The organism is Paraburkholderia hiiakae, assembly GCF_904848665.1.
Classification (GTDB): Bacteria; Pseudomonadota; Gammaproteobacteria; order Burkholderiales; family Burkholderiaceae; genus Paraburkholderia; species Paraburkholderia hiiakae.
Map to the genome: position 1 here is coordinate 138,925 of NZ_CAJHCQ010000011.1, position 25,560 is coordinate 164,484.

Annotated in this window: 24 protein-coding genes; 14 read left to right on the forward strand and 10 right to left on the reverse strand. The window is 64.6% G+C overall.

Annotated elements, in window-relative coordinates:
- Nucleotides 1-31 precede the first annotated feature (31 nt).
- The 3 genes from JMY28_RS21355 (at nucleotide 32) to JMY28_RS21365 (ending at nucleotide 2,178) form a co-directional block, all read left to right on the forward strand.
- Nucleotides 32-265, forward strand: coding sequence for a hypothetical protein (locus JMY28_RS21355; protein ID WP_201697899.1), 234 nt, complete (start codon nucleotides 32-34; stop codon nucleotides 263-265).
- 22 nt (nucleotides 266-287) lie between these two features.
- Entirely contained in the window at nucleotides 288-479 is a 192-nt protein-coding gene (locus tag JMY28_RS21360) for a hypothetical protein (RefSeq protein ID WP_201697900.1), read from the forward strand.
- A gap of 112 nt (nucleotides 480-591) precedes the next feature.
- A complete protein-coding gene (locus JMY28_RS21365; protein WP_201697901.1) occupies nucleotides 592-2,178 on the forward strand; it encodes a Na+/H+ antiporter in 1,587 nt (528 codons plus the stop codon).
- 18 nt (nucleotides 2,179-2,196) lie between these two features.
- Here JMY28_RS21365 and JMY28_RS21370 read toward each other — a convergent pair whose 3' ends face one another.
- The 5 genes from JMY28_RS21370 to JMY28_RS21390 all read right to left on the reverse strand — a co-directional run bounded on the left by JMY28_RS21370 (nucleotide 2,197) and on the right by JMY28_RS21390 (nucleotide 8,207).
- Nucleotides 2,197-3,681 (reverse strand): MmgE/PrpD family protein, encoded by a 1,485-nt coding sequence (locus tag JMY28_RS21370; RefSeq protein WP_201697902.1) that lies wholly within the window; start codon nucleotides 3,679-3,681, stop codon nucleotides 2,197-2,199.
- 44 nt (nucleotides 3,682-3,725) lie between these two features.
- Complete coding sequence (locus JMY28_RS21375; RefSeq protein WP_201697903.1) at nucleotides 3,726-5,093, reverse strand: short-chain fatty acid transporter; 1,368 nt, start codon at nucleotides 5,091-5,093, stop codon at nucleotides 3,726-3,728.
- A gap of 78 nt (nucleotides 5,094-5,171) precedes the next feature.
- Nucleotides 5,172-6,047, reverse strand: a complete 876-nt coding sequence (locus JMY28_RS21380) for an amidohydrolase family protein (protein WP_201697904.1) — start codon at nucleotides 6,045-6,047, stop codon at nucleotides 5,172-5,174.
- A gap of 67 nt (nucleotides 6,048-6,114) precedes the next feature.
- On the reverse strand, nucleotides 6,115-7,317 hold the full coding sequence (locus tag JMY28_RS21385; RefSeq protein WP_201697905.1) for a CaiB/BaiF CoA transferase family protein: 1,203 nt from the start codon (nucleotides 7,315-7,317) through the stop codon (nucleotides 6,115-6,117).
- Complete coding sequence (locus tag JMY28_RS21390) at nucleotides 7,314-8,207, reverse strand: HpcH/HpaI aldolase/citrate lyase family protein (protein WP_201697906.1); 894 nt, start codon at nucleotides 8,205-8,207, stop codon at nucleotides 7,314-7,316. Before JMY28_RS21390 ends, JMY28_RS21385 begins: the two co-directional genes overlap by 4 nt.
- A gap of 104 nt (nucleotides 8,208-8,311) precedes the next feature.
- Between JMY28_RS21390 and JMY28_RS21395 the strand changes: the two genes are divergently transcribed.
- The gene (locus JMY28_RS21395; RefSeq protein WP_201697907.1) at nucleotides 8,312-9,184 is read left to right on the forward strand and encodes a LysR family transcriptional regulator; all 873 of its coding nucleotides are present in this window, start codon (nucleotides 8,312-8,314) and stop codon (nucleotides 9,182-9,184) included.
- A gap of 27 nt (nucleotides 9,185-9,211) precedes the next feature.
- On the opposite strand, the gene JMY28_RS21400 is transcribed toward JMY28_RS21395, so the two are convergent.
- Nucleotides 9,212-10,114: a LysR family transcriptional regulator gene (locus JMY28_RS21400; protein WP_201697908.1), complete on the reverse strand. Its 903-nt coding sequence runs from the start codon at nucleotides 10,112-10,114 to the stop codon at nucleotides 9,212-9,214.
- A gap of 164 nt (nucleotides 10,115-10,278) precedes the next feature.
- Between JMY28_RS21400 and JMY28_RS21405 the strand changes: the two genes are divergently transcribed.
- Together JMY28_RS21405 and JMY28_RS21410 are read left to right on the forward strand one after the other, a co-directional pair.
- Nucleotides 10,279-11,562 carry an MFS transporter gene (locus tag JMY28_RS21405; protein ID WP_236596984.1) on the forward strand — a complete coding sequence of 428 codons (1,284 nt, stop codon included), beginning with the start codon at nucleotides 10,279-10,281 and terminating at the stop codon, nucleotides 11,560-11,562.
- 102 nt (nucleotides 11,563-11,664) lie between these two features.
- The gene (locus JMY28_RS21410; RefSeq protein WP_201697910.1) at nucleotides 11,665-12,645 is read left to right on the forward strand and encodes an amidohydrolase family protein; all 981 of its coding nucleotides are present in this window, start codon (nucleotides 11,665-11,667) and stop codon (nucleotides 12,643-12,645) included.
- Nucleotides 12,646-12,703: 58 nt separating this feature from the next.
- On the opposite strand, the gene hmpA is transcribed toward JMY28_RS21410, so the two are convergent.
- Both hmpA and JMY28_RS21420 read right to left on the reverse strand, forming a co-directional pair.
- Nucleotides 12,704-13,915, reverse strand: coding sequence for an NO-inducible flavohemoprotein (hmpA, locus tag JMY28_RS21415; protein ID WP_201697911.1), 1,212 nt, complete (start codon nucleotides 13,913-13,915; stop codon nucleotides 12,704-12,706).
- Between the two features lie 91 nt (nucleotides 13,916-14,006).
- Nucleotides 14,007-14,852: a FadR/GntR family transcriptional regulator gene (locus JMY28_RS21420; protein WP_201697912.1), complete on the reverse strand. Its 846-nt coding sequence runs from the start codon at nucleotides 14,850-14,852 to the stop codon at nucleotides 14,007-14,009.
- A 251-nt stretch (nucleotides 14,853-15,103) separates the two neighbouring features.
- Here JMY28_RS21420 and JMY28_RS21425 point away from each other — a divergent pair, with 251 nt between their 5' ends.
- The 8 genes from JMY28_RS21425 to JMY28_RS21460 all read left to right on the forward strand — a co-directional run bounded on the left by JMY28_RS21425 (nucleotide 15,104) and on the right by JMY28_RS21460 (nucleotide 24,108).
- The gene (locus JMY28_RS21425; RefSeq protein ID WP_201697913.1) at nucleotides 15,104-16,315 is read left to right on the forward strand and encodes an ABC transporter substrate-binding protein; all 1,212 of its coding nucleotides are present in this window, start codon (nucleotides 15,104-15,106) and stop codon (nucleotides 16,313-16,315) included.
- Between the two features lie 56 nt (nucleotides 16,316-16,371).
- The gene (locus JMY28_RS21430) at nucleotides 16,372-17,232 is read left to right on the forward strand and encodes a branched-chain amino acid ABC transporter permease (protein WP_201697914.1); all 861 of its coding nucleotides are present in this window, start codon (nucleotides 16,372-16,374) and stop codon (nucleotides 17,230-17,232) included.
- Entirely contained in the window at nucleotides 17,229-18,269 is a 1,041-nt protein-coding gene (locus tag JMY28_RS21435) for a branched-chain amino acid ABC transporter permease (RefSeq protein ID WP_201697915.1), read from the forward strand. Before JMY28_RS21430 ends, JMY28_RS21435 begins: the two co-directional genes overlap by 4 nt.
- Complete coding sequence (locus JMY28_RS21440; protein WP_201697916.1) at nucleotides 18,266-19,033, forward strand: ABC transporter ATP-binding protein; 768 nt, start codon at nucleotides 18,266-18,268, stop codon at nucleotides 19,031-19,033. The genes JMY28_RS21435 and JMY28_RS21440 overlap by 4 nt, the downstream gene beginning before the upstream one ends.
- The gene (locus tag JMY28_RS21445; RefSeq protein ID WP_201697917.1) at nucleotides 19,030-19,731 is read left to right on the forward strand and encodes an ABC transporter ATP-binding protein; all 702 of its coding nucleotides are present in this window, start codon (nucleotides 19,030-19,032) and stop codon (nucleotides 19,729-19,731) included. Before JMY28_RS21440 ends, JMY28_RS21445 begins: the two co-directional genes overlap by 4 nt.
- A 34-nt stretch (nucleotides 19,732-19,765) precedes the next feature.
- A complete protein-coding gene (locus JMY28_RS21450; RefSeq protein WP_201697918.1) occupies nucleotides 19,766-21,055 on the forward strand; it encodes a Zn-dependent hydrolase in 1,290 nt (429 codons plus the stop codon).
- Nucleotides 21,052-22,539: a M81 family metallopeptidase gene (locus tag JMY28_RS21455; protein ID WP_201697919.1), complete on the forward strand. Its 1,488-nt coding sequence runs from the start codon at nucleotides 21,052-21,054 to the stop codon at nucleotides 22,537-22,539. The genes JMY28_RS21450 and JMY28_RS21455 overlap by 4 nt, the downstream gene beginning before the upstream one ends.
- 90 nt (nucleotides 22,540-22,629) lie before the next feature.
- Nucleotides 22,630-24,108 (forward strand): M81 family metallopeptidase, encoded by a 1,479-nt coding sequence (locus JMY28_RS21460; protein ID WP_201697920.1) that lies wholly within the window; start codon nucleotides 22,630-22,632, stop codon nucleotides 24,106-24,108.
- Nucleotides 24,109-24,126: 18 nt separating this feature from the next.
- On the opposite strand, the gene JMY28_RS21465 is transcribed toward JMY28_RS21460, so the two are convergent.
- Nucleotides 24,127-24,342, reverse strand: a complete 216-nt coding sequence (locus JMY28_RS21465; RefSeq protein ID WP_201697921.1) for a YXWGXW repeat-containing protein — start codon at nucleotides 24,340-24,342, stop codon at nucleotides 24,127-24,129.
- Between the two features lie 66 nt (nucleotides 24,343-24,408).
- The gene (locus tag JMY28_RS21470) at nucleotides 24,409-25,557 is read right to left on the reverse strand and encodes a DUF1501 domain-containing protein (RefSeq protein ID WP_407945525.1); all 1,149 of its coding nucleotides are present in this window, start codon (nucleotides 25,555-25,557) and stop codon (nucleotides 24,409-24,411) included.
- Between the last annotated feature and the right edge of the window lie 3 nt (nucleotides 25,558-25,560).

The following is a 25,560-nucleotide window of genomic DNA, read 5'->3' on the forward strand; positions in this document are numbered from 1 at the left end:
TCACCGGAATCATTCGCGCTGGAGGCAAGTCATGGGTCCGCAACTGTTGCTCGATACGTCGCATCTGATGAAACACGTCGATGCGCTGGGCAAGTCTATCCGCACGCACGTTGACGTCCAATCCGCTGGGCGTCGCGAGCGTGTCGTCGTCGATTTCGTTCAACGCCAGTGCGCCGAGATCATCGATCTCGGCGTGGCGCTTGGCTGCGCGGCATTTTGCATGGGTATCGTGCTCGGCGTGTACCTTCTGCTCGAACGCCTCTAATCCATTCAAAGAGGCCATTTCAATGTCCAAACCGCGCGAACATTACCGAGCGGGAAAAGAGCCGGTCGACCCGGATAGCTACCTCGCGGCGATCATCGAGCGTCATTGGCATTTATATGCCGACATCGGGATGTGCATCGGCGTTTTGGTGGTGGTCGTCTGCCTGGTTGTTGCCGCGCACGTGATCGTCGACTGGCTCAACCTCGCGATCTAGTCGCCAACGGCCGGCCTGACACGCCCGTTCCTCCCACCATGCCTTCATGGCAAGATACGCTTTCCCTCGCGCCACCCCGGGCACCGTACTCGGGCAAAAACAAGGAAGCGTCATGTCGGCCGTGTCGGCGTTCAAGCTCGTGCTCCTATCGCTCATCGCCATCATCGCGCTCGAGCTGCTCGCGAAACGCCTGCGCCTGCCGCCCGCTGCCGCGCTGCTGGTCGGCGGCGCCGCCATGGCGTTCGTGCCCGGCCTGCCGCCGGTCGTGATCGACCCCGACCTCGTCCTCGTCGTGTTCCTGCCGCCCTTGTTGATGGACGGTGCTTACTTCTTCGTCTGGTCCGATTTCAAGCGTCACCTCGCGCCCATCCTGCTCTTCGCCATTGGCGCGGTGGCCTTCACGACGTGGGCGGTCGGCGTGGTTGCGCATTGGGCCGTTCCGTCGCTGCCGTGGGCCGCATGTTTCGCACTGGGCGCGGTGGTGTCGCCGCCGGATGCCGTCGCCGCGAAAGCCGTGCTCGAACGGCTCGCGTTGCCGCGCCGCCTGATGGTGCTGCTCGAAGGCGAGAGCCTGCTCAACGACGCCGCCGGTCTCGTGCTGTTTCGCTTCGCCGTGGCGGCGGCATTGACGGGGGCGTTCAGCGAACCGAATGCGGCGCTCAGCTTCGTCGGGCTCGCGCTCGGCGGGATCGTGGTTGGCGCTGTCGTGGGCTATGTCGTGGTTTGTCTGCTGCGTCAGCTCGAAGATGAATATCTGATCATCACCGCATCGGTGCTGGCGGGCTGGATCGCCTATATCGCGGGGGACATGCTGGGCGTTTCGAGTGTGATCGCAACGGTCACGTGCGGCATGCAGCTAGGCTGGCATCAGCACGAAGTCTTGTCGGCTACCGTGCGCAGCCGCGGCACGGCGTTCTGGCAGGTCATGGTTTTCGTGCTCGAGGCGCTAGTGTTCGTGCTGATCGGTCTCTCGCTGCGCGCGGTCATGCTTCGCCTCGGCGGGACCGGCAATGCGGTCGCGCTGCTCGGTCCCGCCGCGATGGCCGTGGTGCTTGCCGTCGTCGTTTCTCGCTGCGTGTGGACCTATGGGATCGAGATCATCAGAGCAGCGTTGCATCGGATGATGCCCAGCCGCGTGAGCGCCGCGGACTTTCGCGGCGCGGCGGTGGTGAGCTGGGCCGGCATGCGCGGCGTGGTCACGCTCGCGATTGCGCTCGCGTTGCCAGAGGCGATGCCAGGGCGTGACCTCATCCTTTTCGCCGCGTTTGCCGTCATTCTGTTCACGGTGCTGCTGCAAGGCACGACCATCGGACCGTTGATAAAACTAATCAGGCCAGCGAATGATCTGGAAGATGAATCCGCCTACCTCAACGAGCCGCAGGCGTGGGCGCGCCTCGAAGCGGCGCAGCTTGAGGCGATCACGCCGCTCGTGCATGGACCGGACGGCAGTGTGATTCATCCGCGTTTGCTGGAGCAGTACACGTATCGGGCGACCCTCACGCGCAATTATGCGAACGCCGAGAGCTATCCCCAGGAAATGCGCACCTCGCATTACGACGTCGTGCTGGCCGCGGTGGAAGCCGGGCGCGCGGAGCTGCTGAAGCTGCACCGCGCCGGCCTCATCCACGACGAACTGTTGCGCGTGCTCGAACGCGATCTCGATCTGGAAGAGCTTTCGGCGCGGCACGGGAGGGGCTGATACTTCCCCTCGCGGCTTTCAGGTGTGCACGACGAGCGGCGCAAACAGGCGCGAAAGGTCGCGCTGCTGGTCGAGACTCCAGAGAAAACCAAGAGCATCGCCGGCACGTGCCTGGCCGATCGCGGGCGTCGCGTTCTTGCGGAACTTCACCTCGAAGTCGCCGCGCTGCATCGGCCGCGTGGCGAAGCCCGGAATGTCGTCCACGCGCTTCGACACGGTTTGTCCGTCCGTGAGCGTGGCGCTCACGATGGTCGCGTAATATTTCGGATACAGCCGGGTCAGTTCGGGATCCTCCACAACTTTTATCTTTTGCATGAACGTGCGGATCTTCGGGTCATGCAGCGCATCGGAGCGGTAGCTCGCCAGGCTGATATCGCCGTCGAACATGGCGCGCGCGGTCACGTAGGGCAGGCTGTGATCGGCGGTTTCGCTCGTTTCCGGCGCCCATTTCTGCGGGTCCATGCCCGCCGAGAAATAGCCTTCGTGCGAGGTGCGAATCTCCATGCTGGCGATACGGTTGAGATCGCCCACCTGCTTCGCAACGTCGATGCCCGCGGCAATGGCCGTTTGTGTGAGCGCCTGCGCCGGGTAGAACTTCACGGCACAGTCGTTGATGCGAAACGGCCGGCCTTTGCCGCCGAAACTCGCCGTGTCGATGCTGAATGGTCCGGATACCTGCTTGAACAGCCCCGCATCGCCCTCGAAAATCGGCGCGGGGCCCGTGAGTCCGTCGCGTGCGAGGGCGGCCGAAAACACGGCGTTACGCGCAGCGTCGGCATCGGCGAGACCCTTCCAGTTCGACATGGTTTGCACGCGCGTCTGGTTCAGCGCGAGATGGCCATTGAGCGCGATGTTGACGGCTTCGGCCAGTTGCCGCTCGTCGAGCTTCATGAGCTTGCCTGCCGCAAGCGCGGCTGCGGGCAGGCTGAAGATGGGGTGATCCCAGCCGCGCGAGCTGATCGAAGCGGCGTCCATGAGGCGGCAGTCGATTTCGTAGGCGAGGGCGATGGCGACAATCAGGTCGCGGCCGTTCGCGCCTTCGGCTTCGGCCTGCGCGAGACACGCCGCGATGTTGTCGCTGGGGTGGCCGATCTCCTTGCCCGCATAAACGTCGTTGAGGTCGTAGTAGCGGATCGCCGCGCCATTCGCAAACGTCGCGAGATCGGGCGACGTGCGCCGCTGCGTGCCGAGCACCGTCGCGCCCTTGCCGTCGCCGCTCGCGTAGTTCAGCGCGACCTGGCGTGCGATGCCCACGGGTTTCTCGCCGAGTGCGGCGATGCCGCAGCCCAGCGCGTCGGCGGTGTGGGTCTTGACCACTTCGATCGTGCCCGCATCGAGGTCATCGTAGTTCAGCGCAGCGGCGTAGGCGGCAAGCCGCTGCGCGATGGTGGACGAAGCCGGTGCGGACGCAACCTTCTGGGCGCGCGCCGCGCCCATGCCGCCGAATGTGCCCGCGCCCGCGGCGAGCGCCGTGAGTGACGCCATGAATGCACGTCGTTGCATGCGGTGTCTCCTTGTTTCTGGTTAGATTGAAGAAAGCATGCGAGTCAAACGAGCAGCAGCAGCGCGGCGCCGAACACCACGGTGCCGAGCAGGAAGGTCATGACCGTGAAGCCCAGCACGCGCTGCACGCCAATGCCGGCCATGGCGACCACGGGGGCGGCCCAGAACGGCTGCATCATGTTGGAGACCTGTTCACCCATTGCGACGGCCATGGTCGTGGCCGGCATGGAGGCGTGCAGCGCGATCGCTGCGGGCACAACGAAGGGGCCCTGCACGGCCCAGTGGCCGCCGCCGCTCGGAATGAAGAACGTGACGATCAGCGAGCACACATAGCTCCAGAACGGCAGCGTGTGCGTGTTCGAGATCGCGATGAAGAAGTGCGAGATCACGTTGGGCAGGCCCGTGGCGTCCATCATGCCCATCACGCCGCCATAGAGCGGGTACTGCAGCATCATCGAGCCGGTTTGCTTCGCGGCGTTCTTGACCGCGTCGGCGTAAGCGAGCGGGTAGCCGTGCAGGATCACGCCTGCGATGAACATCACGAAGATCACGGCGTTCACGCCGGAAAACGCTTCGATGTGCTCGATGTGCGCGAGCACGAGGAAGGTCACGCCCACCGCGCCAATGAATGCGCTGCCGATCCAGGAGTATTCGAGCCACTTCGCGAAGCTCAGCTTGCCTTCGGGGCGTTTGCGCGGTTCCGGGTCGGGGTTCTTGTCGATGTCGAGCACGACGGCGTCTTCATCGCGTGGCTTGAGGAACGCGAGCAAGATGGGCGTGGCGATGAGCATGACGACCACGGGAACGAGGTTGAATGCCGTAAATACGGTGTCGCTGAACGGCAGGACTTCGCCCGTGAGTTTTTGCACGACGTTCATCGCGCTGCCGGGCGTGGATTGCGCGAGCGCGATCGAACTGGAAATGCCGCTCGCCCATACGACCCAACCGGAGAAGCCCGCTGCGACGATCCATGCGAAGTCCACGCGCATGCGCTTGGCCACCTCGCGCGCGAGCAGCGCGCTGACCACGAGGCCGAGGCCCCAGTTGAAGAACGAGGCCACGGCCACGAGCACGAAGGTGAGCGCGGCTGCCTCTACCGGCGTGCGGGCAATCCCCACAAGCGCTTTGAACACGCGCTGCACGGGCGCGGCGTGAGCGAACGCGTGGCCCGTTACCAGGACGAGTGTGATCTGGAAGGCGAACGTCAGGATATTGAAGAATCCCTTGTACCACCCGACCACGAGCGTGTTGAGCGTCGCATGTGGGGCGAATATCGCCGAGAGTGCGGCCACGACCGCGGTGATGAGGATCGCGAGCACGAACGGGTCGGGAATGGTGCGCTCGAACAGGCTGATCGTCGCATCGGTGAAGCGCGTCTTGCGAGGGGGGGCGGCGGTGGCGGTGGACTTCACGTGGTGTCTCCTGGTGCTGAAGGTGGCCGCGCGTACCTGGCGCGCGGCTGTTTGTATCTGGGGCGTCGTGGCGCTAGTTCATCGGGCGAAGCCGTAGAGCTCGGCGGGGTTGTCCACGAGAATCCGCTTGCGTGCGGCTTCGTCCTCGACCCATGTGCCGAGCAGATCGAAGATCGCGGCGGTGTCCGGCTTGTGCGTTTCCGTCACGTGGGGCCAATCGCTGCCCCACACGGTGCGCTGCGGCAGCAGCGCGGCCCATGCGCGCGTGGTCTCGGCGAGGTCGGCGTAACCGCCCGCGAGTCCCACTTGCGAATCGAGGTAGGCGCCCGAGAGTTTGACCCACACGCGCCCGGAGGCCGCGAGGCGGCGCACCACGCCATACGCGGGATGCGAGGTGCCCACGGGCGGGGGCAGGCGTGCGAGATGGTCGAACACCATCTTGCAGGGCAGGCGCGTGAGCAACGCTTCGTGCTCGACGATCTGGTCGGCGGTCCAGTGCAACTGCACATGCCAGCCGAGTTCCGCGATGCGTCGCGCAAGCGGTTCGACCATGTCGAAGGTGACGACCGCTTGATGCGGCGTATACAACGTAAAGCGGATGCCTCGTATGCCGCCGCGATCGAGCATGTCGAGTTCGGTGTCGCTCACATCGGGCCGCAGGACGGCTACGCCGCGGGCGTTGTCGATGCCCAGTTGGCGGATCGCGTCCACCGTCACGCAGTTGTCGGTGCCGTAAGGTCGCGGTGTCACGATCACGGTGCGCTGCGTGCCGGTGCGTTCCTGGACGCGGCGATAGTCCTCGACCGTTGCGCGATCAACAATATGTGCGCCGTTGCCGGGCGACGCCGCGAAGCGGCGATCATAGATGTGGATATGCGAATCGCACGCGAAGGCGGGCGCCTGTATGCGCGCTTTGGGGGTGTCGATGGTATGGACATGCTGCTCACGGTCCATCGCGTTGTCTCCTTGTTTGCCACGCACGCTAACGGGAATCGACGTGCGCGGTTGCGGTCTTCTCTGTTCAGAGCACGGCGTGCTCGTTTCGCAATCGTTCGATCTCCGCATCGCTCCAGCCGGCCTCGCGCAGCACCGTATCGGAATGCTCGCCAAAGGCGGGCGCGGCGATCGAATCGGGTGCGGGCGTTGCGCCGAAGCGGATCGGCTCGCGAAAGCCGCGATACGCGCCTACGCCGGGATAGTCGTAGCGCGTGACCATCTCTTCCGCGAGCACCTGCGGGTCGTCGAACATATCTTCGACCGTGCGCGCCGCCGCGCAGGGCACGGCTTCGCCAAAGTGCGCTTCCCATTCGAGCGCGCTGCGCGCCTGCAACGCGGCGTGCAATTGCGGCACGATCTCGTCGCGATGCTCGGCACGTTTGCGCACCGAATCGTAGCGCGGGTTCTGCGCGAGTGCAGCGAGTCCGGTTTTTTCGCAGAGCGCCTGCCAGAAATGCGGCGTATTCGCCGAGATGTAGAGCCAGCCTTCGCGCGTGGGATGAATGCCGGTGATGCCGCCCGAGCGCATGTCGCGGCCTACGTCCTTCGGTTCGTCGTCGGCCCAGATCATGCGCGCCGACTGCATGGTAAGCGCGCTGCGCAACAGCGAAACGCCCACGTACTGGCCCGCGCCGCTGCGCTCGCGTTCGAACAACGCGGAGGATACCCCGGCAGCCACGAGCGCGGCGGCGTAGTAGTCGACCACCGAGCCATAAAGAATCTCGGGCGGGCCGCCGCGCTTGCCCTGGAACGTGCACATGCCCGTCATGGTCTGCAGCACCTGGTCGTAGCCGGCCTTGTCCTTGTTCGGGCCCTGGTCGCCGTAGCCGGTGACCGCGCAGTAGATGAGCCGCGGGTTCACTTCGCGCAGCTGTTCCCAGCCAATGCCGAGACGTGCTGGCACGCCGGGCCGGAAGTTGTGCACGAGCACGTCCGCCTGTTCGACGAGACGCAGCAGCACCTCCTGCGCGCGGGGTTGCTTCAGGTCGAGCACGAGGCCCCGCTTGCCGCGGTTCACACCGAGAAAGGCGCGGCTCTCGGCTTCTAGCGTGGAAGGGTACTTGCGCAGATTGTCGCCCGTGGGCGGTTCGATCTTGATGACGTCCGCGCCCTGATCCGCGAGCAGCGTGCAGCCATACGGGCCCGCGATATACGCGCTCAGATCCAGCACGCGCACGCCAGCGAGCGGGCCGCGCGGCGCGGCGTTCGTTTCGGCAGGTTGTTTCATTGGCGCACCTCGCTCGACGTTGCGCACGCAACGAGACCAAGCCGCTCGGCGCTTTGCACGAGCGCGCGGGCGCGCTCGACGAAGGGCGCATCGATCATCTTGCCGTCGACGACATAAGCGCCCACGCCGTCGCGTTCGGCGTTGCGCGCGGCTTCCACCACGCGCAGCGCGTGGGCGATTTCTTCGTCGGACGGACGGAACACGTCGTTGGCGAGCGCGATCTGGCTCGGGTGGATACAGCTCTTGCCGAGGAAGCCGAGCGCGCGGGCCAACTCGGCTTCAGCACGAAATCCTTCGGTATCCTTGATATTCGCGAAAGCCGAATCATAGGCGAACACGCCGGCTTCGCCCGCAGCGAGCCGCAGGCTGAACATGGCTTGCTGCACGGCCGCCGGGTCGCGCCGCGCGATGCCGAGCGGCTCGAACAAGTCGCCGAGACCCAGTTGCAGTCCCGCCACGCGTGCATGGGCGGCCGCGAGCGTCGCGGCTTCGCGCAGCGCGCGCGGCGACTCGACGTTGAGCAGCAGCTTCACGGGGCGGCTTACGCCATTGGCGCGCTCCGCGCGCTCGATGGCGGCGGCGGCGGCGCGCACGTCGTCGGCGGATTCGGGTTTCGGCAGATTCACGTAATCGAGGCCGGGCTGAACCACGGCGGCGATATCGTCGGCGAACCACGGTGTATCGAGCGCGTTCACGCGCACGATCAGCACCTTGCCGTGTTCGCGCATGGCGGGCGAAACCAGCAGTGCTCGCAGCGCCTCACGTGCGTCGGGTTTACGCGCAGGTGCAACCGAGTCTTCCAGGTCGAACGACAACGCGTCCGCGGCGCTCGCGAGCGCCTTTTCGAACAGCTCCGGGCGCGATGCCGGCACGAACAGTTTGCTTCTCATTTCCACGCATTCCGTATAGATCACCACTGAAGGGCAGTCTACGATCGGTAACGATTTAGATAAACTATGCGGATCTATCTTTAAACCATAGAAATGCTACGGTTATGGACACTGGCTTTCTGAGCAATCTGCTGCTGGTCGTGGAGAGCGGCTCCATGGCGGAGGCTGCGCGTCGCGTGGGCGTGACGCCCGCCGCGATCGCGCAGCAAATCCAGGCACTCGAGCGCGAGCTGGGTGTGGCGCTCGTCATGCGCGCGGGGCGCACCGTCATTCCCACGGAGGCGGGCCAGCGCGTCGTGGAGCGCGCCCGCTCGCTCGTGCGCGGGTTCGATGAGCTCAAAGCGCTGGCGCAGGAGCAGGAAATGGGCGGCGAACTGCGTGTGGGGACCATCACATCGGCGCTGCTGAGCGTGCTGCCCGACGTGCTGGCGCGCTTCGCCGCGGCTTTTCCGCAGGTCAAGCTGCTGATTCGCGCAGGCACGTCGACGGAACTCTTCGAGGCGCTGCAGCGCGGCGAGGTGGACGTGGCCATCTGCCTGCACCCGGCCTTCGCGCTGCCGAAATCTTATGACTGGCATCTGTTGCGAGAAGAGCCCATCGTCGTGCTCGCGCCTGCAAGGTTCGCGCGGGCCGACCCGCACGAACTGCTGCGACGCGAGCCGTTCATTCGTTACGACCGCGCGCTCGGCGGCGGCAAGCAGGCCGACCAGTATTTGCGCCGCGCGAAGATCGCACCGCGCGAGCTGTTCGAATTGAACTCGCTGATGGCGATTGCGCTGATGGTGGATCGCGGCCTTGGCGTCTCGCTCGTGCCCGATATCGGCACGCCGCTTACGAAGGGCTTGCGGCTCGCGCGCCTGCCACTGCCCGAGGAAACCGAGCCGCGTCGTTTCGGCATTCTGTGGTCGCGCGCTTCCACGCGCAGCCGCGTGATAGGCGGGATGATCGAATGCTCCGCGGAGGTGCTGCGCCGGTGACGACTGGGCGACACGGTCGCGCGGGGTTCAAGCGCTCGCTGGCTTGCCGATGCGCTTGTACCAAAGTTCGATGAACGACTCGGCGGCGGGTGAAAGCGAATGCTCGGCGCGCCGGATCAGATTGACGTCGCGCGTGACAACGGGCGCTTCGAGCTTGCGCGCGACGAGATCGCGGTGCGGAAACGAGCCGAGCAGCATGCCGGGAAAGATCGCGATGCCGAGTCCGGCCTCCGTCATCGAAAGCCCGGTTGTCATATAGGACACCTCATATTCAATGGACTTGCGCTCACCTAGCGCGAAGAGCGTCTCGTCGATCAGGCCGCGAATGCCGCTGCCCGGCTTCACGCCGATCCATGGGTAGCTGAGCGCATCGGCCCACGTTACGCGACGCTTTTTCGCGAGGGGCGAGTCCTTACGGCAAATCGCGCAGAGCCTGTCGCGCGCGAGACATTGCAGCGTGATGCCTTCGGGTTTGTCGCTGATCGTGCCGATGCTGAACTCCACGTCGCCGGTGAGCGTGGAAGCGGTGAGCCGGTCGGGCGCGGCGTCGTCGATCGAAACCTCAATGTTCGGATACAGCGCGCGGTACTCGGCCACGAGCCGCGGCACGATAGCCGCCGCGATGGAAGGCGTGGCGGCGAAGCGCAACTGCCCGCGCTCGCGCCCAGCCAGCTCTTTCACGCTCGACTGGATCGATTCGAGGTCGCGCAGCATGCGCTCGACAGTGGGCAGGATTTCCTGCGCCGCCACCGTGGGCCGTAGCGAGCGCGACGTACGGTCGAAGAGGCGCATGCCGAGCGCTTCCTCCATCTGCCGGATCAGCACGCTTACGGCCGGTTGCGTGATGAACATTTCGTCGGCGGCGCGCGTGAGCACGCCGAAACGGCAGACGAGCGCGAAGGCGCGCAATTGCTTGATGGTCGGTTGCATAAAGTAACTTTATGGAGCCATTGATTTTGTTCGATTGTCTTCATGACTATAGTGCCTTACATTGCATTGCGGCAGATTTGCATGAAGTCGACAACGAACCGATAGCAGCAGCAATAAGAGCAGGCCAGCCGTGAGCTGACCGCATGGAGACAGTCGTGAGAGCAATGGATACGCGCATTCGCTGGCGCGGCGCCGTGGCGTCGACGCTCGGCAACGTGCTGGAGTGGTACGACTTCGTCGTATTCGGGTTTCTCTCTATCATCATCGCCAGACAGTTCTTTCCCGGCAACAGCGAATACGCGGCGCTGATGCTGACCACGGCCACTTTCGGCGCGGGGTTCGTCGTGCGGCCGCTCGGCGGCGTGCTGCTCGGCATGTACGCCGACCGCAAGGGCCGCAAGGCGGGCCTCGCACTCGTCATCGCCTTGATGACGCTGGCGGCCGCGATGATAGCCTTTACACCCGGTTTCCAGCAGATCGGACTCGTTGCGCCCGCAATCGTCTTGTGCGCACGACTGCTGCAAGGTATTTCGGCGGGCGGCGAGTTCGGCACGGCCACGGCCATGCTGATCGAGTACGCGCCCAAGGGGCGGCGCAACCTATACGGCAGCTGGCAGATGTTCGCACAGGCGCTGGGCGCGCTGCTGGCCGTGGCGATGGGCAGTGCGCTCACGCATCTCTTCACGCCGCACGCGCTCGAATCGTGGGCGTGGCGCATTCCTTTCCTCTTTGGTCTGCTCATTGGCCCGGTGGGCTTCTATATCCGCCGCAGTCTGCCGGAGACCGAGGCGTTCGAGCAGATAGAGAAACGCGTAAAGGCGCCGTTTAGCCGCGTGGTGTCGCAATACCCGCGCGAGCTTTTCGTGGCGACGGCGCTCAGCGCCGCACTTAATGTCATGTCGTACGTGATCATCACCTATCTGCCGATTTATTCGGTCCAGAACCTGCACATGCCGGTGACGCTGCCCTTTAACGTGCTGCTTGCGAGCGTGTTGCTGCGCGTGGTCACGATTCCTTTCTTCGGCCATATGGCGGACCGCGTGGGTGGCAACCGCATGATCTGCGGCTCGCTTATCGTATTTCTCATCGTGCTGTATCCGGCCTACTACTGGATCGTGAGCGCGCCTTCCATCGTTTCGATCATGACGGTCGAACTGCTGTTCGCGTTGCTGATCGGTGCTTCGAACAGCCCGATCCCCACGGCGCTGGCAGCGCTCTTTCCGACCGAGGTGCGCTCCACCGGCCTCGCGATTTCGTACAACATCGGCGCGGCGATTTTCGGCGGATTCTCGCCGTTCGTGCTGACCTGGCTGCTGCACACCACGGGCAACAACATGGCGCCTGCCCACTTCTGCGCGGTGTTCTTCGCGCTGGGTCTTGTCGGCGCATTCATGCTCAAGCGCGAGGCGCCGCATTTGAACGATCTTTCGGCGCCTTCGTCCATTTGAGGTGAACCTCGCAACACATACTCGCCGACGCTTCGATCCATACAATAAGGATGACGAAGCGTCGTACATTCCATCGGTGAATCTCGAACAGGAGAAACCAGCATGCCCGTCATCGACGTCCATACCCATATCTTCACGCACAAATGGCTCGAACTGCTCAAGGAGCGCGGTGGGGCCTACAACATTCAAACGCGGCCCGACGGGCAGCAGGAAGTGTTTCGCGGCAACACGCCGGTCGTGATTCCGCAGAAGGGCCATTTCGATTTCGATCTTCGCATCAAGCACATGAACGAAGCGGGTATCGACGTGTCGGTCGTTTCGCTGACGTGCCCGAACGTATTCTGGGGTGACGAGGAAACGAGCTGCCAGGCCGCGCGCGAGACCAACGACACGATTGCCGAGGGACAGGCCGCTCACCCCGAGCGTATCCGCTGGTTCGCTTCGCTGCCGTGGGAGTATCCGCAACGCGCGGTCCAGGAGCTGGAGCGCGCCTGCGCCAACGGAGCGAGCGGCGTGATGGTGCTCGCCAACGTGGCGGGCCGCAGCCTCACGGACCCGATGTTCGCGCCGATCTGGGCCGAGATCGACCGGCGTTCACTGCCGGTGCTCGTGCACCCCACCGATCCGCCGGGCGCCGAGCAAATGGACATGACGAAGTTCGACCTGAGCTGGTCGGTGGGCTTCATGTTCGATACGACGCTCGCTATCACGCGCATGATCTTCGAAGGCTTCTTCGACCAGTATCCGAACCTCAAGATCATCGCCTCGCATGCGGGCGGGGCGCTGCCGTATCTCGCGGGCCGCTTCGGCAAGGGCGACGACGTGGAAATTCCGCAGCGCCGCCAGATGAAGCGCAAGCCTATCGACTACCTGCGCCACATTTACTACGACTGCATCACGTATAGCCCGGCGTCGCTCGAGTTCCTGATTTCGGTGGTGGGCGCAGACCAGGTGATGTTCGGCACGGACTGGCCGCATCAGGTGCATGACACGCGCGGTGCGTTTGCCAATACCGCGCGCTTGCCGAAGGCGCAATGCGATGCGGTACGCGGCAGCAACGCGTTGAAGGTGTTTGGATTCTGAGCCAGGCAGACGGCAGGCGCGGCTGTTGGGCCGCGCCTGGCCGGCATGAAAGCGGCGCCTATTCCGCGAAAAGATCCGGCCCGAAGACTTCGTAGTGAATCCGGGCTTCGTGAACGCCGAGATTCTTTACCGCGTCGTGCTGCATACGCATGAAGGGAATGGGCCCGCAAATATAGTAGTCGGCGTCGGGTTGCAGAACCGCCTGCTTGATCTGGCCGATGTCGACGAACCCCGCGTAATCGTAATCGCGTCCATGGACGTCACCGGGCAGCGGCTCGTTATAGAAAATCACGAGGTGGAAGTTGGCGTTCGTGGCTGCGGTCTCGCGCAGACGGTCGCGCATGGCATGCACGGCGCTATTGCGTGCGCCGTGCACGAACACCACCTTGCGATTCGGGTCCTGAAGCGCTCGCTTGAGCATGCTGATCATCGGCGTGAGACCCACGCCGCCGCTGATGAGCACGATAGGCGTCGACGCGTTCACGTCGATATGGAAGTTGCCGTAAGGCGCGGCCAGTTTCACTTCGTCGCCCACGTTCACGTGATCGTGCAGCAGGTTCGAAACGTAGCCGGCCGGCTGCGGGCCGCCGGCCTCGCGTTTCACGGAAATGCGGTAGGTCCTGCCATTGGGCATATCGGAAAGACTGTATTGCCGAATCTGCTGCAAGCCGAGCGCCGGCACGTTCACACCGATGCTGATGTACTGGCCGGGCTCGAAGTTCGCGACCGGGCCACCGTCGGCGGGTTCGAGCACGAACGAGGTAATGATGCTGCTCTCCAGCCGCTTCTCGCGCACGACGAAGGTGCGCCAGCCGGTCCAGCCGCCGAGCTTGTCGGCGGAACCTTCATACAGCTGGCATTCCATGCCCATGAGCACGTCGGCGAGATTGCCGTAGGCCTGCGCCCAGGCGGAGATGATGTCCTCGGTGGCCGCGTCGCCGAGCACCTCCTTGATCGCGGCTAGCAGATGTTCGCCGACGATCGGGTAGTGCTCGGGCAGCACGCCGAGGCTTGCGTGCTTGTTTGCGATGTTCTTGAGCACGGCCCCGAGGCTCGAAGGGTCCTCGATGTTTTCCGCATACGCATAGACGGCGCGCGCGAGGGCCTGCTGTTGCTGCCCCTGTTCCTGGTGCGCCATGTTGAACACATTCTTCAGTTCGGGGTGGGCCTCGAAGAGCCGCGTGTAAAAACGCTTGATGATGGCGTAACCGTGGTCCGCAAGCACGGGCGCGGTCGCCTTCACGATGTCCTTCGTTCGCTGCGTGAGCATTGCCGGTCCTCCTTTCGCGCGCGGGGAAGCGCGCATAGTCGTTCCAGTCTAGCCAATGACCGGCGCGATCGCAGGGACCGGCGCTAATGCGTCACGCCTCCTTGTCGTCCGCTGCGCTGGTACTCGTGATCATGCGCACGCGTTTGCGGATTTCCGAATCGAGAATCAGCCGCCCGCGCAGTTTGCCTTTCATTCGCTTGACATGTTTGGGCGCCTCCGTCATGTGCTCGACCATCAGCGCGCGCACACGCTCGACGTCGCGCTCGCGTGCGGCCTTCACGATCTCGCGGTGAATCTTGACGTTCGAAGCGCCAAAGCGGCGATGCTCCGCAATCGGCGTGTCGTTTCGAAACTCGATCAGCTGGCGGATCATTTCGTTGATCAGCTCGCAGATAAAGCGCAGGAACGGATTGGGATTCGCGGCCGCGAGTATGTCGTGAAAGGTCATGTCCTCCTGGCGCTGACGCACGAGGCGGCCGTGGTCATGGGGCCCGCTCGCACCGTCGCAGCATTCAATGTTCGCTTCGAGCGCGGCAAAATCCGCTTCGGTGAGATGCGGCACGGCGCCTGCGGCGAGTTCGGGTTCGAGCTGCTGGCGCACGGTATAGATGTCGTCGATCGAGACATCTTTGAAGAACAGATAGTTCTGCAGCAATTGCAGCGTGCGGTCGAGCGGTACTTCCACCACCATGCCGCCGCCGCTCGGCCCCGTGGATACCTTGATGAGACCTTGCACCTCGAGCGACTTGAGCGCCTCGCGGATCGTGCTCTTGCTGACCGAATAGAGCTGCTGCAACTCGGCTTCGCGCGGCAACCGGTCGCCCGGTTTCAGATCCTTTTCGGTAATGAGGCGCTTGATCTCCTCGGCGACGAGATCGGCGCGCTTGGGCTGCTTGATTTCGACGGCGGTCCCCGATCTGACCCGGTTCGTGACCATCTTCGCGACTCCCTGGGTGATGTTGTTTCGTTATTTCGCGCCGGCCGCGCCGCCGTTCATGGGAAGGCGCGGCGAGGCAGACGAGGTTTTTGACGGATTGACACTGAAATTAATTATACCTAGCATCGGGTTCATTCTATTTATCATGATAAATAGAAATCACCGTCTCGCAGGCCGCCTCGTATGCGCCGGTACGGTTTTGCAGTCTGCCGCGTCGTTCGTGTCTGTGTTTCCCCACAAGGAGCCTCAACTTGAATCGCCGAGAACTGTTGAAACTGGCCGCGCTGTCGGCCATGCCGGGCGCGCTGAGCGTCCTCTCGTCCTCACGGGCGTTCGCGCAGGGGGCAGCCGGCGTGCAGCTCGCGTGCCCCGTGCCGATGTCGGGGCCGTTCGCGGCCAACGGCAAGTACGCCGATCTCGGCATGCAGCTCGCGGTCAAGCAGTACGGCAAGGTGCTCGGCTTGCCGCTCGACTACACCACGCTCGATACCGAGGGCAAGCCCGCTACGGCCGTGCGCCGCGTGCAGGAGATCGAGCAGCAGAAGGGCGTGCGCTTCTTTGCGGGCGGGGTGCTGTCTTCAGAAGCACTCGCCATGGGCAAGGAAGTCGACAAGAGCGGTGGCGTATTCATTACCACGGCCGGCGCCGACGAAATCACGGGTAAGGACTGCAACGCCGCCACGTTCCGCTGGTCGGTGCCGACCTTCGGCGCAATCGATCAGACCGTGCGCCCGCTCATCCAGATGCAGCCGAAGGCCAAACGCTGGTACACGATCACGCCGCAATACGTGTTTGGCGAGGGCCTGCTGAGCGCTGCGAAGAACGTGTTCAAGGAGAAGGGCATCGAGCACGTGGGCAACAGTTATCACTCGCTCACCGAGAAGGAATTCAGCGGCTATCTGACGAATGCGGTGGCGGCCAAGCCCGACGTGCTGCTCATTCTCAACTTCGGTTCGCAGTCCTCCGATACGCTGCGCCAGGCCGTGAGCTTCGGCATGAAGAACAACTGCACGATCCTCATGGCGTGGGCCTCGGGTCTCGAACAGTTCGAGGCGCTGGGCGCAGACCTGTGCGATGGCGTGTACTTTGGCGCGCAGTACTGGCACGGCATCGACACGCCGCTCAATCACGACCTCGTGCAGCGCACCCAGGCGGCCTTCAAGGCGAACCCGAACTACAGCCTCGCGGGCTCGTACATCTGTTCGAAGATCTTGCTCGACGGCATGGTGAAGGCGGGCAGCGCCGACCCGAAGAAAGTCATTGCCGCGCTGGAAGGCATGAAATACGCCGGTTTGACGGGCCCGGAGGAGATCCGCAAGGGTGACCATCAGGTGCTCAAAAACTACTATCTTTTGAAGGGCAAAAAGAAATCGGCGATGAAGAATGGCGACGACTACGTGGACATCGTCAGCTCGGGCCAGTCGTTCCTTCCGCTCGACAAGACGGAGTGCAAGATCGCCTGAGGTATCCATTGCGGCCTCGGGTGCCGCTCGTTCGTCACTTCTACGCTACGCACGCCATGAATGTCTATCTGCTGCAGATCATCAATGGAATCGGCGTCGGGATGTTGTATTTCCTGCTGGCGGTCGGCCTCTCGATCGTCTTTGGCCTGTTGCGCTTCGTGAATTTCGCGCACGGCGCGTTCTACCTGCTCGGCGCGTATTGCTGTTATCAGTTTCTGCAGTGGTCGGGCAGTTTCTGGCTCTCGCTCGTGGTCGTGCCGATCGTGGTGGGCGCGCTCGCGTGGATCGTCGAGAAACTCGTATTACGGCATATCTATGCGCAGCAGCACGAGTTTCATATTCTCGCGACAGTGGGGCTTGCGCTGGTGATCCAGGAATGCGCGATTCTCGTGTGGGGACCGCTCGGCGACAACGTGGCCGTGCCCGACGCGCTCAATGGCGTGGTGATCTGGGGCAGCTTCGTTTATCCGAAGTACCGTCTCTTCGTGATCGGCTTCACCGCCGTGCTCGCCGTGCTGCTCTGGTGGGTGCTCGAAGGCACGCGGCTCGGCAGCGCGGTGCGGGCGGGCAGCGAGTCGTCGGAGATGGTGTCGCTGCTCGGCATCAACGTTACGCGCGTGTTCAGCCTCGTGTTCGCGCTCGGCGCGGCCACGGCGGCGCTCGCGGGCGTGCTGGCGGCGCCTATTCGCGGCGTCGATCCGTTCATGGGGCTCGAGGCGTTGAGCGTGGCCTTCGTCGTCGTCGTGGTGGGCGGCATGGGCAACTTTCTCGGCGCACTGGTGGGGGGGCTGCTGGTCGGCATCGTCCAGAGCCTCATGAGCACGCTCTGGCCACAGGGCGCGCAACTCATGATTTATGTGGCGATGGCGGCCGTGCTGCTGCTGCGTCCCAACGGACTGCTCGGGAGGGCCGCATGATCGAATCGACGAAGCTCGCCGCTGGCGCGGGCACACGCGATGCGGCCGGACCTGGCGGCCTGCTGCGGCGCTATCGTTATGTTCTCCTTGCCATCGTCGTGGTGTGCGCGCTGCCGCTCACCATCCGTTCCGGATCGCTCGCAACGGAAGTGCTCGTGTTCGCACTCGCGGCGCTGGGCTGCAATCTGCTGCTGGGCTTTACGGGACTGCTCTCGTTCGGTCAAGGCATTTTCTTCGGACTCGGCAGCTACACCGCCGGCATCCTGCTCACGCACGGCGTGCCTTCGGTGCTCGCGGCGCTGGCGGCCGCGGCTGTGCTGGGTGCGCTCGCGGCGGCGATTGTCGGCTGGTTTTCCATACGCCAGCGCGGCACGTATTTCGTGATGCTCACACTCGCGTTCGGCCAGCTCTTCTACTTTCTCGCCTATTCGTTGCCCGATATCACCGGCGGCGACAATGGCCTGCTCGACATTGCGCGTCCCGCGCTTTCAATCGGATCGCACGCGCTTATCGCGCTCGATTCGCCGTGGCAGTACTACGGCTTCGTCGCGGCGGTGTTCGTGGTCGTGTTCGCGTCGATGGTGCGCGTTTCGCACTCCGTGTTCGGTCGCACGCTGCTCGCGATTCGCGACAACGAGGCGCGCGCGGGCGCGGCGGGCTATCACGTGAGCCGCTTCAAGTTGATGGCGTTCGTGATCTCGGGTGCGGTCACCGGTCTCGCCGGCGCGTTGCACGCCATGATGACCGGCATCGCGCCGCTCTCGAACATCGACTATCACACGAGCGAAATGATCCTGCTGATGACGGTGATAGGCGGTAGCGGCAACCTCTTCGCCTCGGTCATTGGCGCTGCGTTCTACGTGCTCTTTGCCGACTGGCTCTCCACCTTGTGGCCGCGCTGGCTGCTTCTGCTTGGCCTCGTGCTGATCGCCGTGAGCCTCTTCATGCAGCGCGGTCTGTGGGGGTTGGGTGAGCGCGTCGTGGCCGCCCTGCGGCGTACCGATGGCGCGGATGCGCACAGCAAGGAGCAGCCATGAGCGAAGCGATTCTGGAGGCGCGCGGCGTTGTGAAGCGCTACGGCAAATTCACGGCGCTTTCGGGTGTGGACCTGCGCATCGCGCCGCGCACGGTGCATTCGGTGATCGGGCCGAACGGTGCGGGCAAGACCACGCTCTTTCACGTGCTCACAGGCACGGTGCCGATTTCTTCGGGTTCCATAGTATTCGACGGCCACGACATCACGCGTGAGCCCGATCACAAGCGCGTGCGCCGCGGTATTGCGCGTTCGTTCCAGGTGACGAGCCTGTTTCAGAACCTGAGCGTGCGCGAGAACCTGCGCGTGGCGGCGCAGGGCGTGCAGGCGCGCCGCGCGCTCAACGCATGGACCCCGCCGCACGGTGCGCTTGCCCACGCGGAAACGGTGGAGCGCGTGCTGGAGCGCCTCGCGCTGCAACGCCATGCGGATACGGCGGCGGGCGCGCTCTCGCATGGCCAGCAGCGGCGCCTCGAAGTGGGCATGGCGCTGGCCGCGCGGCCGCGCGCGATCTTTCTGGACGAGCCTACCTCGGGCATGGGCATCGACGATCTCGACGACATGAAGGCACTGATCCGCGGCCTGCGCGACGACTATACGGTCGTGCTCATCGAGCACAACATGGGCATCGTCATGGACATTTCCGACACCATCACGGTGATGCAGCAGGGCCGCGTGCTCGTGGAGGGCAAACCCGACGCGATACGCGGCGACGAACGCGTGCGCAGCGCCTACCTTGGCAACATGATTACGGGAGGCCGCGCATGATGCTCGACGTGCGGGACATTCACGCGTACTACGGCAAGAGCCATATTCTGCAGGGCGTGTCGCTGCAGGTGAACGAGGGTGAAACGGTCACGCTGCTAGGCCGCAACGGCGCGGGAAAGTCCACTACGCTCAAGACGATTGCGGGTGTGATGGCGCCGCGTGGCGGTGTGATCGAGTTCTCCGGCAAGGCAATGAGCGGGCAGCCCGCGCATCGTATCGCGGCGGGGGGCCTGTGCTTCGTGCCGGAGCATCGCGGCATTTTCCGCTTGCTGAGCGTGGAGGAGAACTTGCGCCTCGGCGCGCGCAAAGGTTCGCCGTGGCAACTCGAAGACATCTACCGGATTTTCCCGCGCCTGAAGGAGCGGCGCAAAAACGGCGGCGCGCAGCTTTCGGGCGGCGAGCAGCAGATGCTCGCGATCGGGCGCGCGCTCATGAATCATCCGCGCCTACTGATGCTCGATGAACCCGTGGAAGGCCTCGCGCCCGTGATCGTCGAGGAAATCGTCGAACAGCTCAAGCAGATCAAGGCGGCGGGCGTAGCGATCGTGCTGGTCGAACAGAACCTCGAAGTGTGCACGCAACTGGCGGACCGGCACTACATCATCGAGCAGGGCGTGATCGTCTACGCGAGCGACAACGCGGAGTTCGCCGCCGATCATACGGTCAAGGACCGATATCTGGGCGTGGGCGTGGTTTGAGCGTCGCATCCCATTCAAGCAAGGAACCCAATCGATGCAAGTTCAGGAAATGACTCGCGAGCCGGTCGCCGGCCTGCGCACGAACGGCGCACGCCTGTGGGACAGCCTCATGCGGCTGGCCGAAATCGGCGCAACGGAAAAGGGCGGCGTGTGCCGCCTCGCACTCACGCCGCTCGACCGCGAAGGGCGCGATCTCTTCGTGGCGTGGGCGAAGGAGTTGGGCTGTACGATGCGCGTGGATGCCATCGGCAACATCTTCGCGCGGCGCGCGGGCGAGCGAGACGACCTGCCGCCCGTGATGACGGGCAGCCATATCGACACGCAGCCCACAGGCGGCAAGTTCGACGGCAACTACGGCGTGCTGGCGGGCCTCGAAGTGCTGCGCACGCTGGAAGAAGCGGGCGTGCGCACGCTCGCGCCGCTCGAAGTGGCCGTGTGGACCAACGAGGAAGGCTCGCGCTTCGTGCCGGTGATGATGGGGTCCGGCGTGTTCGCCGGTGCGTTCACACTCGAGCATGCGCTCGTGCAGCGGGATTGGGATGGTGTGTCGGTGTCCGAAGCGCTTGCGAAGATTGGCTATGCGGGCGAGGGCCCCTTTGCGCCGCATCGCGTGGGCGCGTATTTCGAAGCGCATATCGAGCAGGGGCCCGTACTCGAAGCGCACGAGAAGACGATAGGCGTGGTGCAGGGCGCGCTCGGCCAACGCTGGTACGACGTCACGGTGCACGGCATGGAGGCGCATGCGGGCCCCACGCCGATGGATTCGCGCCGCGACGCGCTGCTCGTTGCGGCGGCACTCATTCAGGAGGTGAACCGCATCGCGCTTGCGCACGCGCCGCATGGGCGAGGCACCGTGGGCTGGCTCGACGTGCGTCCCAATTCGCGCAACGTGATTCCGGGGCGCGTGACGTTGACGGTAGACCTGCGTGCCGCCGATGACGATGCACTGTCCGCGATGGACGCGCAATTGCGCGCGGCGTGCGCCGCGGCTGCGCGGCAGGCAGGGATGAATATCGACGTCGAGCAGGTCGTGTACTTCCCGCCGCAGCCCTTCGATCCCGCGCTCGTGGAAGCCGTGCGAGCGGGCGCGCAAACGCTCGGGCTTTGCGCCATGGACGTGGTGAGCGGCGCGGGACACGACGCCGTCTATCTCGCGCGCGTCGCGCCCACGGCCATGATCTTCGTGCCCTGCAAGGACGGCATCAGCCATAACGAAATCGAGGACGCGCGCCCAGAGCATCTGGAGGCCGGCTGCAACGTGCTGCTGCACGCGATGCTGGCGGCGGCGGGCGTGGCTGCTACGGGTGAGGAGGGCGCTGCATGAAAGTCCTGATCGCACGAATGAATCACGAAACGAATACGTTCTCACCGGTGTCCACGCCGCTTGCGGCGTTCGGCGGCGATGGGCCGGCGTGGGGCGAAGCGGCGTATCGCGAGAACAAGGGCATGCGCACGGCGATGTCGGCGTTCATCGACGCGGCCGAGCGCGAAGGCGCGCAACTCGTCACACCCGTTTCGGCTTCGGCGAATCCGAGCGGCCCCGTTGCCGCCGATGCATACGATGCGATCTGCGACGCCATCGTTGCTGCTGCGTCCGGCTGCGACGCGGTGATGCTCGACCTGCACGGCGCGATGGTGGCGCAGCAGTCGGCGGACGGCGAGGGCGATCTGCTCGCACGCGTGCGCGCCGCGCTGCCCGATGCGCCGATTGCTGTCGCGCTCGATCTGCACGGAAACGTCACGCAGAAAATGATCGACAACGCGGATGTGATCGTGAGCTTCAAGACTTATCCGCACGTCGATATGTACGAGACCGGCGAACACGCGGCGCGCTTGCTGCTCGATCGCATGCAGGGTCGCGCGCAGCCGGTGCTGGCGTGGCGGCAGCCGCCTCTGCTCACTTCGACGCTGCGCAGCGCGAGCGCCGAGGGTGCGATGCACCGCGCCGTCGAAGCGGCGCGTGAGGCCGAGGCGCAGGGCATGCTGGCCGTTTCGGTGCTCGCGGGCTTTTCGCTTGCCGACATTCCCGCACCGTGCATCAGCGTGGTGGTGGTGGGCAACGGCGACGCGGCGGCCGCCGAGGCAGTTGCAGAGCGTATCGCGAGGCAGATCTGGAACGAACGGGGCGAATTCGTTTATCGCAGTCCCCCGCTCGAAGCGTCGATCGCTCAGGCGGCGCAACTGGCGCCGGGCGCCGACAAACCCGTGCTGCTGCTCGACCACGGCGACAACTGCATGTCGGGCGGCACCTGCGACACGATGGACCTGCTCGAAGCCGCGCTCACGCAAGGGCTCACCGGCATGGTGAGCGGCCCGCTATGCGACCCGCAAGCCGTGGCGGCGCTCATTGAAGCGGGCGTGGGCGCCAGGGTCACGCTCGGCGTTGGGAACAAGCTCGCGCGCGAAGGTGCGTCACCGCGCGCGCCCTTCATGGCAACGGGCGTGGTGCGAGCGATCACCGACGGCGAATATGTGATCACCGGCCCGACCTACACAGGCCAGCGCGCGTACATGGGGCGCGCGGCGGTACTCGACATCGGTGCCGCGACGCTCGTCGTGACCGAGCGCACGCACGAGCCGTGGGACCTCGGCGTGTTCGAGAGCGTGGGCATCGACCCGCGCCGCGCGCGCTTTCTGCTGCTGAAGTCGCGCATGTATTGCCGTCCGGTGTTCGTGCCGATCGCGGCCGCGCTCGTGGAATGCGACAGCCGCGGCGTGACCGGTTCGGACTACGGCCTCTTTCAGTATGAGAGGCTTGCGCGCCCGGTGTATCCGCTCGATGCCGATATGACGTGGCTTACGAGGTGAACATCGGACGAGCGTTGGTCACACTTTGGGGTTTGCATAACTAGCCAGGCAGTGCGAAGAAAACGTCCTCCACTTCGAAAGGAAACCTTCATGCGTTTGCTGCTCGCGATGTTCAAGCACGAAACCAATACTTTCTCGCCGGTTCCCACGCCGTTCGAGCGCTTCTTTCGCCGCACGGGCGGCGCCGTCGCGGGCCCGGAGGCTCTCGAAGCCTACCGCGGCACGGGCGGCGCGCTGGGCGCCTACATCGACGTGGCGGACGAGCTTGGCGCGCAAATCGTGCTGCCCGTTGCCGCCGACGCCTTTCCGAGCGGCCCCGTGCATGACGACGCTTATCGCCGCATCACGGAACTGATTCTCGACGCGGTTGCGAAGGGCGGCTACGACGGTATCCTGCTCGATCTGCACGGCGCGATGGTCACGCAATCGCTCGACGACGGCGAAGGCACGCTGCTGCGCCGCCTGCGTGAGATCGACCCGACTACGCCGGTGGGCGTGACGCTCGACATGCACGCGAACGTGTACGACGACATCGTGAAGCACGCGACGGTCGTCACCGGCTATCACACGTATCCGCACGTCGACATGTACGAGGCCGGATTGCGCGCGGCGCGCATAGTCGCGCGCACGATCGCGGGTGAGATCAAGCCGGTGATGGCGTGGGGCAACAAACCGATGCTGCCTCACGTGATGCGTCAGGGCACGCACGCCGAGCCGAATCGATCGCTGCAGGCACGCTGCATGATGTACGAGCAAGGCGACGCGCTGGCGGCCTCGCTGTTCGTGGGCTTTCCGAACGCCGATATCGAGAACGCGGGCCTGAGTGTCGTGGTCTGTACCGATGGCGACAAGGCGAAGGCGGCCACGCTGCGCGATGCGCTGCTCGACGAAGCGTGGCGCGAGCGCGAAAAGTTTCTCTATGCGAGCGAGCCGCTGGCGCAATCGGTTGCGCGCGCAAAGGCTTCGACAACGGCTGGCCCGCTCGTGCTGCTCGACCATTGCGACAACACAGCGTCGGGCGGGACGATGGATACCACCGAGGTGCTGGCGGAGGTCCTGAAACAAGGGCTCGACAATGCGGTGTTCTATGCGATCTACGATCCCGAGGCGGTGCAGCAGGCGATAGCCGCGGGCATCGGCAATGAAGTCACGCTTTCGTTGGGCGGCAAGCTGCCGATGCCTGCATTGCAGGAGACGAGCCGCCCCATCGAAGTGACGGCGCGCGTGAAGCTCGTGTTCGACGGCGTGTTCCGCAATCGTGGCCCGATGTATCGCGGCGCGCTCAACAATACCGGTCCGACCGTGGTGCTCGATACCGGCAAGGTGGAGATCGTGGTGGTATCGGCGCATCAGGAGCCGTTCGATCTGAACTGCCTCTCTTCAGTGGGCATCGACCCGACGCAAAAGCGCTATATCGTGCTGAAAAGCCGCGTGCATTGGCGCGCCGGTTTCGGCGACCTCGCGCGCGAGGTGATCGAATGCGCGGGCGTGGGCGTCACGACTTCGGATTACGGCAAGCTTGAATTCAGGAAGGTGCGGCGGCCGATTTATCCGCTGGATGCGATGTGACCGCCGCGGAAAACAGACTTAGTACCCCTGCACCCAATGCCCCGGAATCCACACCCACTGGTTGCCATCCCAGCGGTAGTGGCCCTTGGCCCAGGCGTAGCCTTGGGCGGGGGCGGGCGGCGGTGCCTCGACGCGCGGCGCCGGCTCCGGTGGGTGGGCGGGCTCCACGATGCAAGCGGAAAGCAGGGCGGCGCACGCGACCAGGGTAACGGGGTACAGTCGTTTTATCTTCATGACGGTTGTCCCCCACTGATTTACGTTGTTTGGTTATCCGAACGGATGCCTGGTCTCATCGCTCGTTCACACTCTTATCAAACCCGTAATCGCGTATTTCGTGCCTGCGTCGCCGAATAGCGTCGATGCCGTACGCTGCGGATCGAGCCCGAGACTCTCGGCGGCAGCACCGGCTATCAATGCGTCGAGTGAGGCGGTGGGCTTGAGATCGCGCGACTCGTAGAGATCCGCGGTGCGCAGTCCCGGCCAGTCGGTCTGTACGCGCCCCCCCGCCACGGCGCCGCCCACGAGCATCGCCACCGAAGCCTGCCCGTGGTCGGTGCCGCCCGTGCCATTCGCCGCGGCCGTGCGGCCGAACTCCGTCGCGACGAGCACCGTGGTCTTGTCCCACGCGGGGCCCAGGCCGTCGCGCAGCGACGCGAGCATCGTGTCGAGCGCTTTTAGCTGATTCGCGAGCCGCGCATTCTGCGCGCTGTGCGTGTCCCATCCGCCGGTTTCGATCATGGCGATGCGCGGGCCATCGGGGCGCGAAAGAAAGCTCGCTGCCAGCTTGCCGACGCTCGCGGGGTCCTGGCGTGCGCTGGCGTCGCCGGCGAGTCCGCGTGCGTTCATTGCCGATGTCCAGAGTGAGCGCAGTTGCGGATCGGCTTCGTAGAGCGCCGAAACCCGCGTGAGCAGATCGTCGGAAGCGTTGGGCAGCGCCGAGGGCGCGTACGAACTCACCTGGACCGAGCCGCGCAGCGCGAGCGGCACGGTGGGCGCGAGCGCAATGGCGTTTTCGCGCGAGGCAGGCAGCATGGCGACGAGGCGGTTGAGCCAGCCGTCCTTGACCTGGTAAGGCGCGCGGCCGCCCGTTTCCAGCACGTTCTGACCGTCGAAGTGCGAGCGGTCACGATACGGCGAGGCGATCGCATGCACGAAGAGGGCCTGTTTTTCGCCATACATCTGCGCCATCTGTGCGAGTGACGGGTGCAGCGCGAACGTACCGTCGAGTTTCGTGGCTCGGTCAATGTCGATGGCGAGCGGGCCGCGCAGCGCGGCATAGGCAGGCTCCGCATAGGGCACGACGATGTTGAGTCCGTCGGCCGCACCGCGCTGGATCACGAACACGAAGCGGCGCTCGGTTTCGGCGCTGGCGAACACGATCTGTGGCGCGACGAGCATCGCGCCCGCGCCGGCGGCGGCGACGCGCAGGAAATGGCGGCGGGAAACCATGGC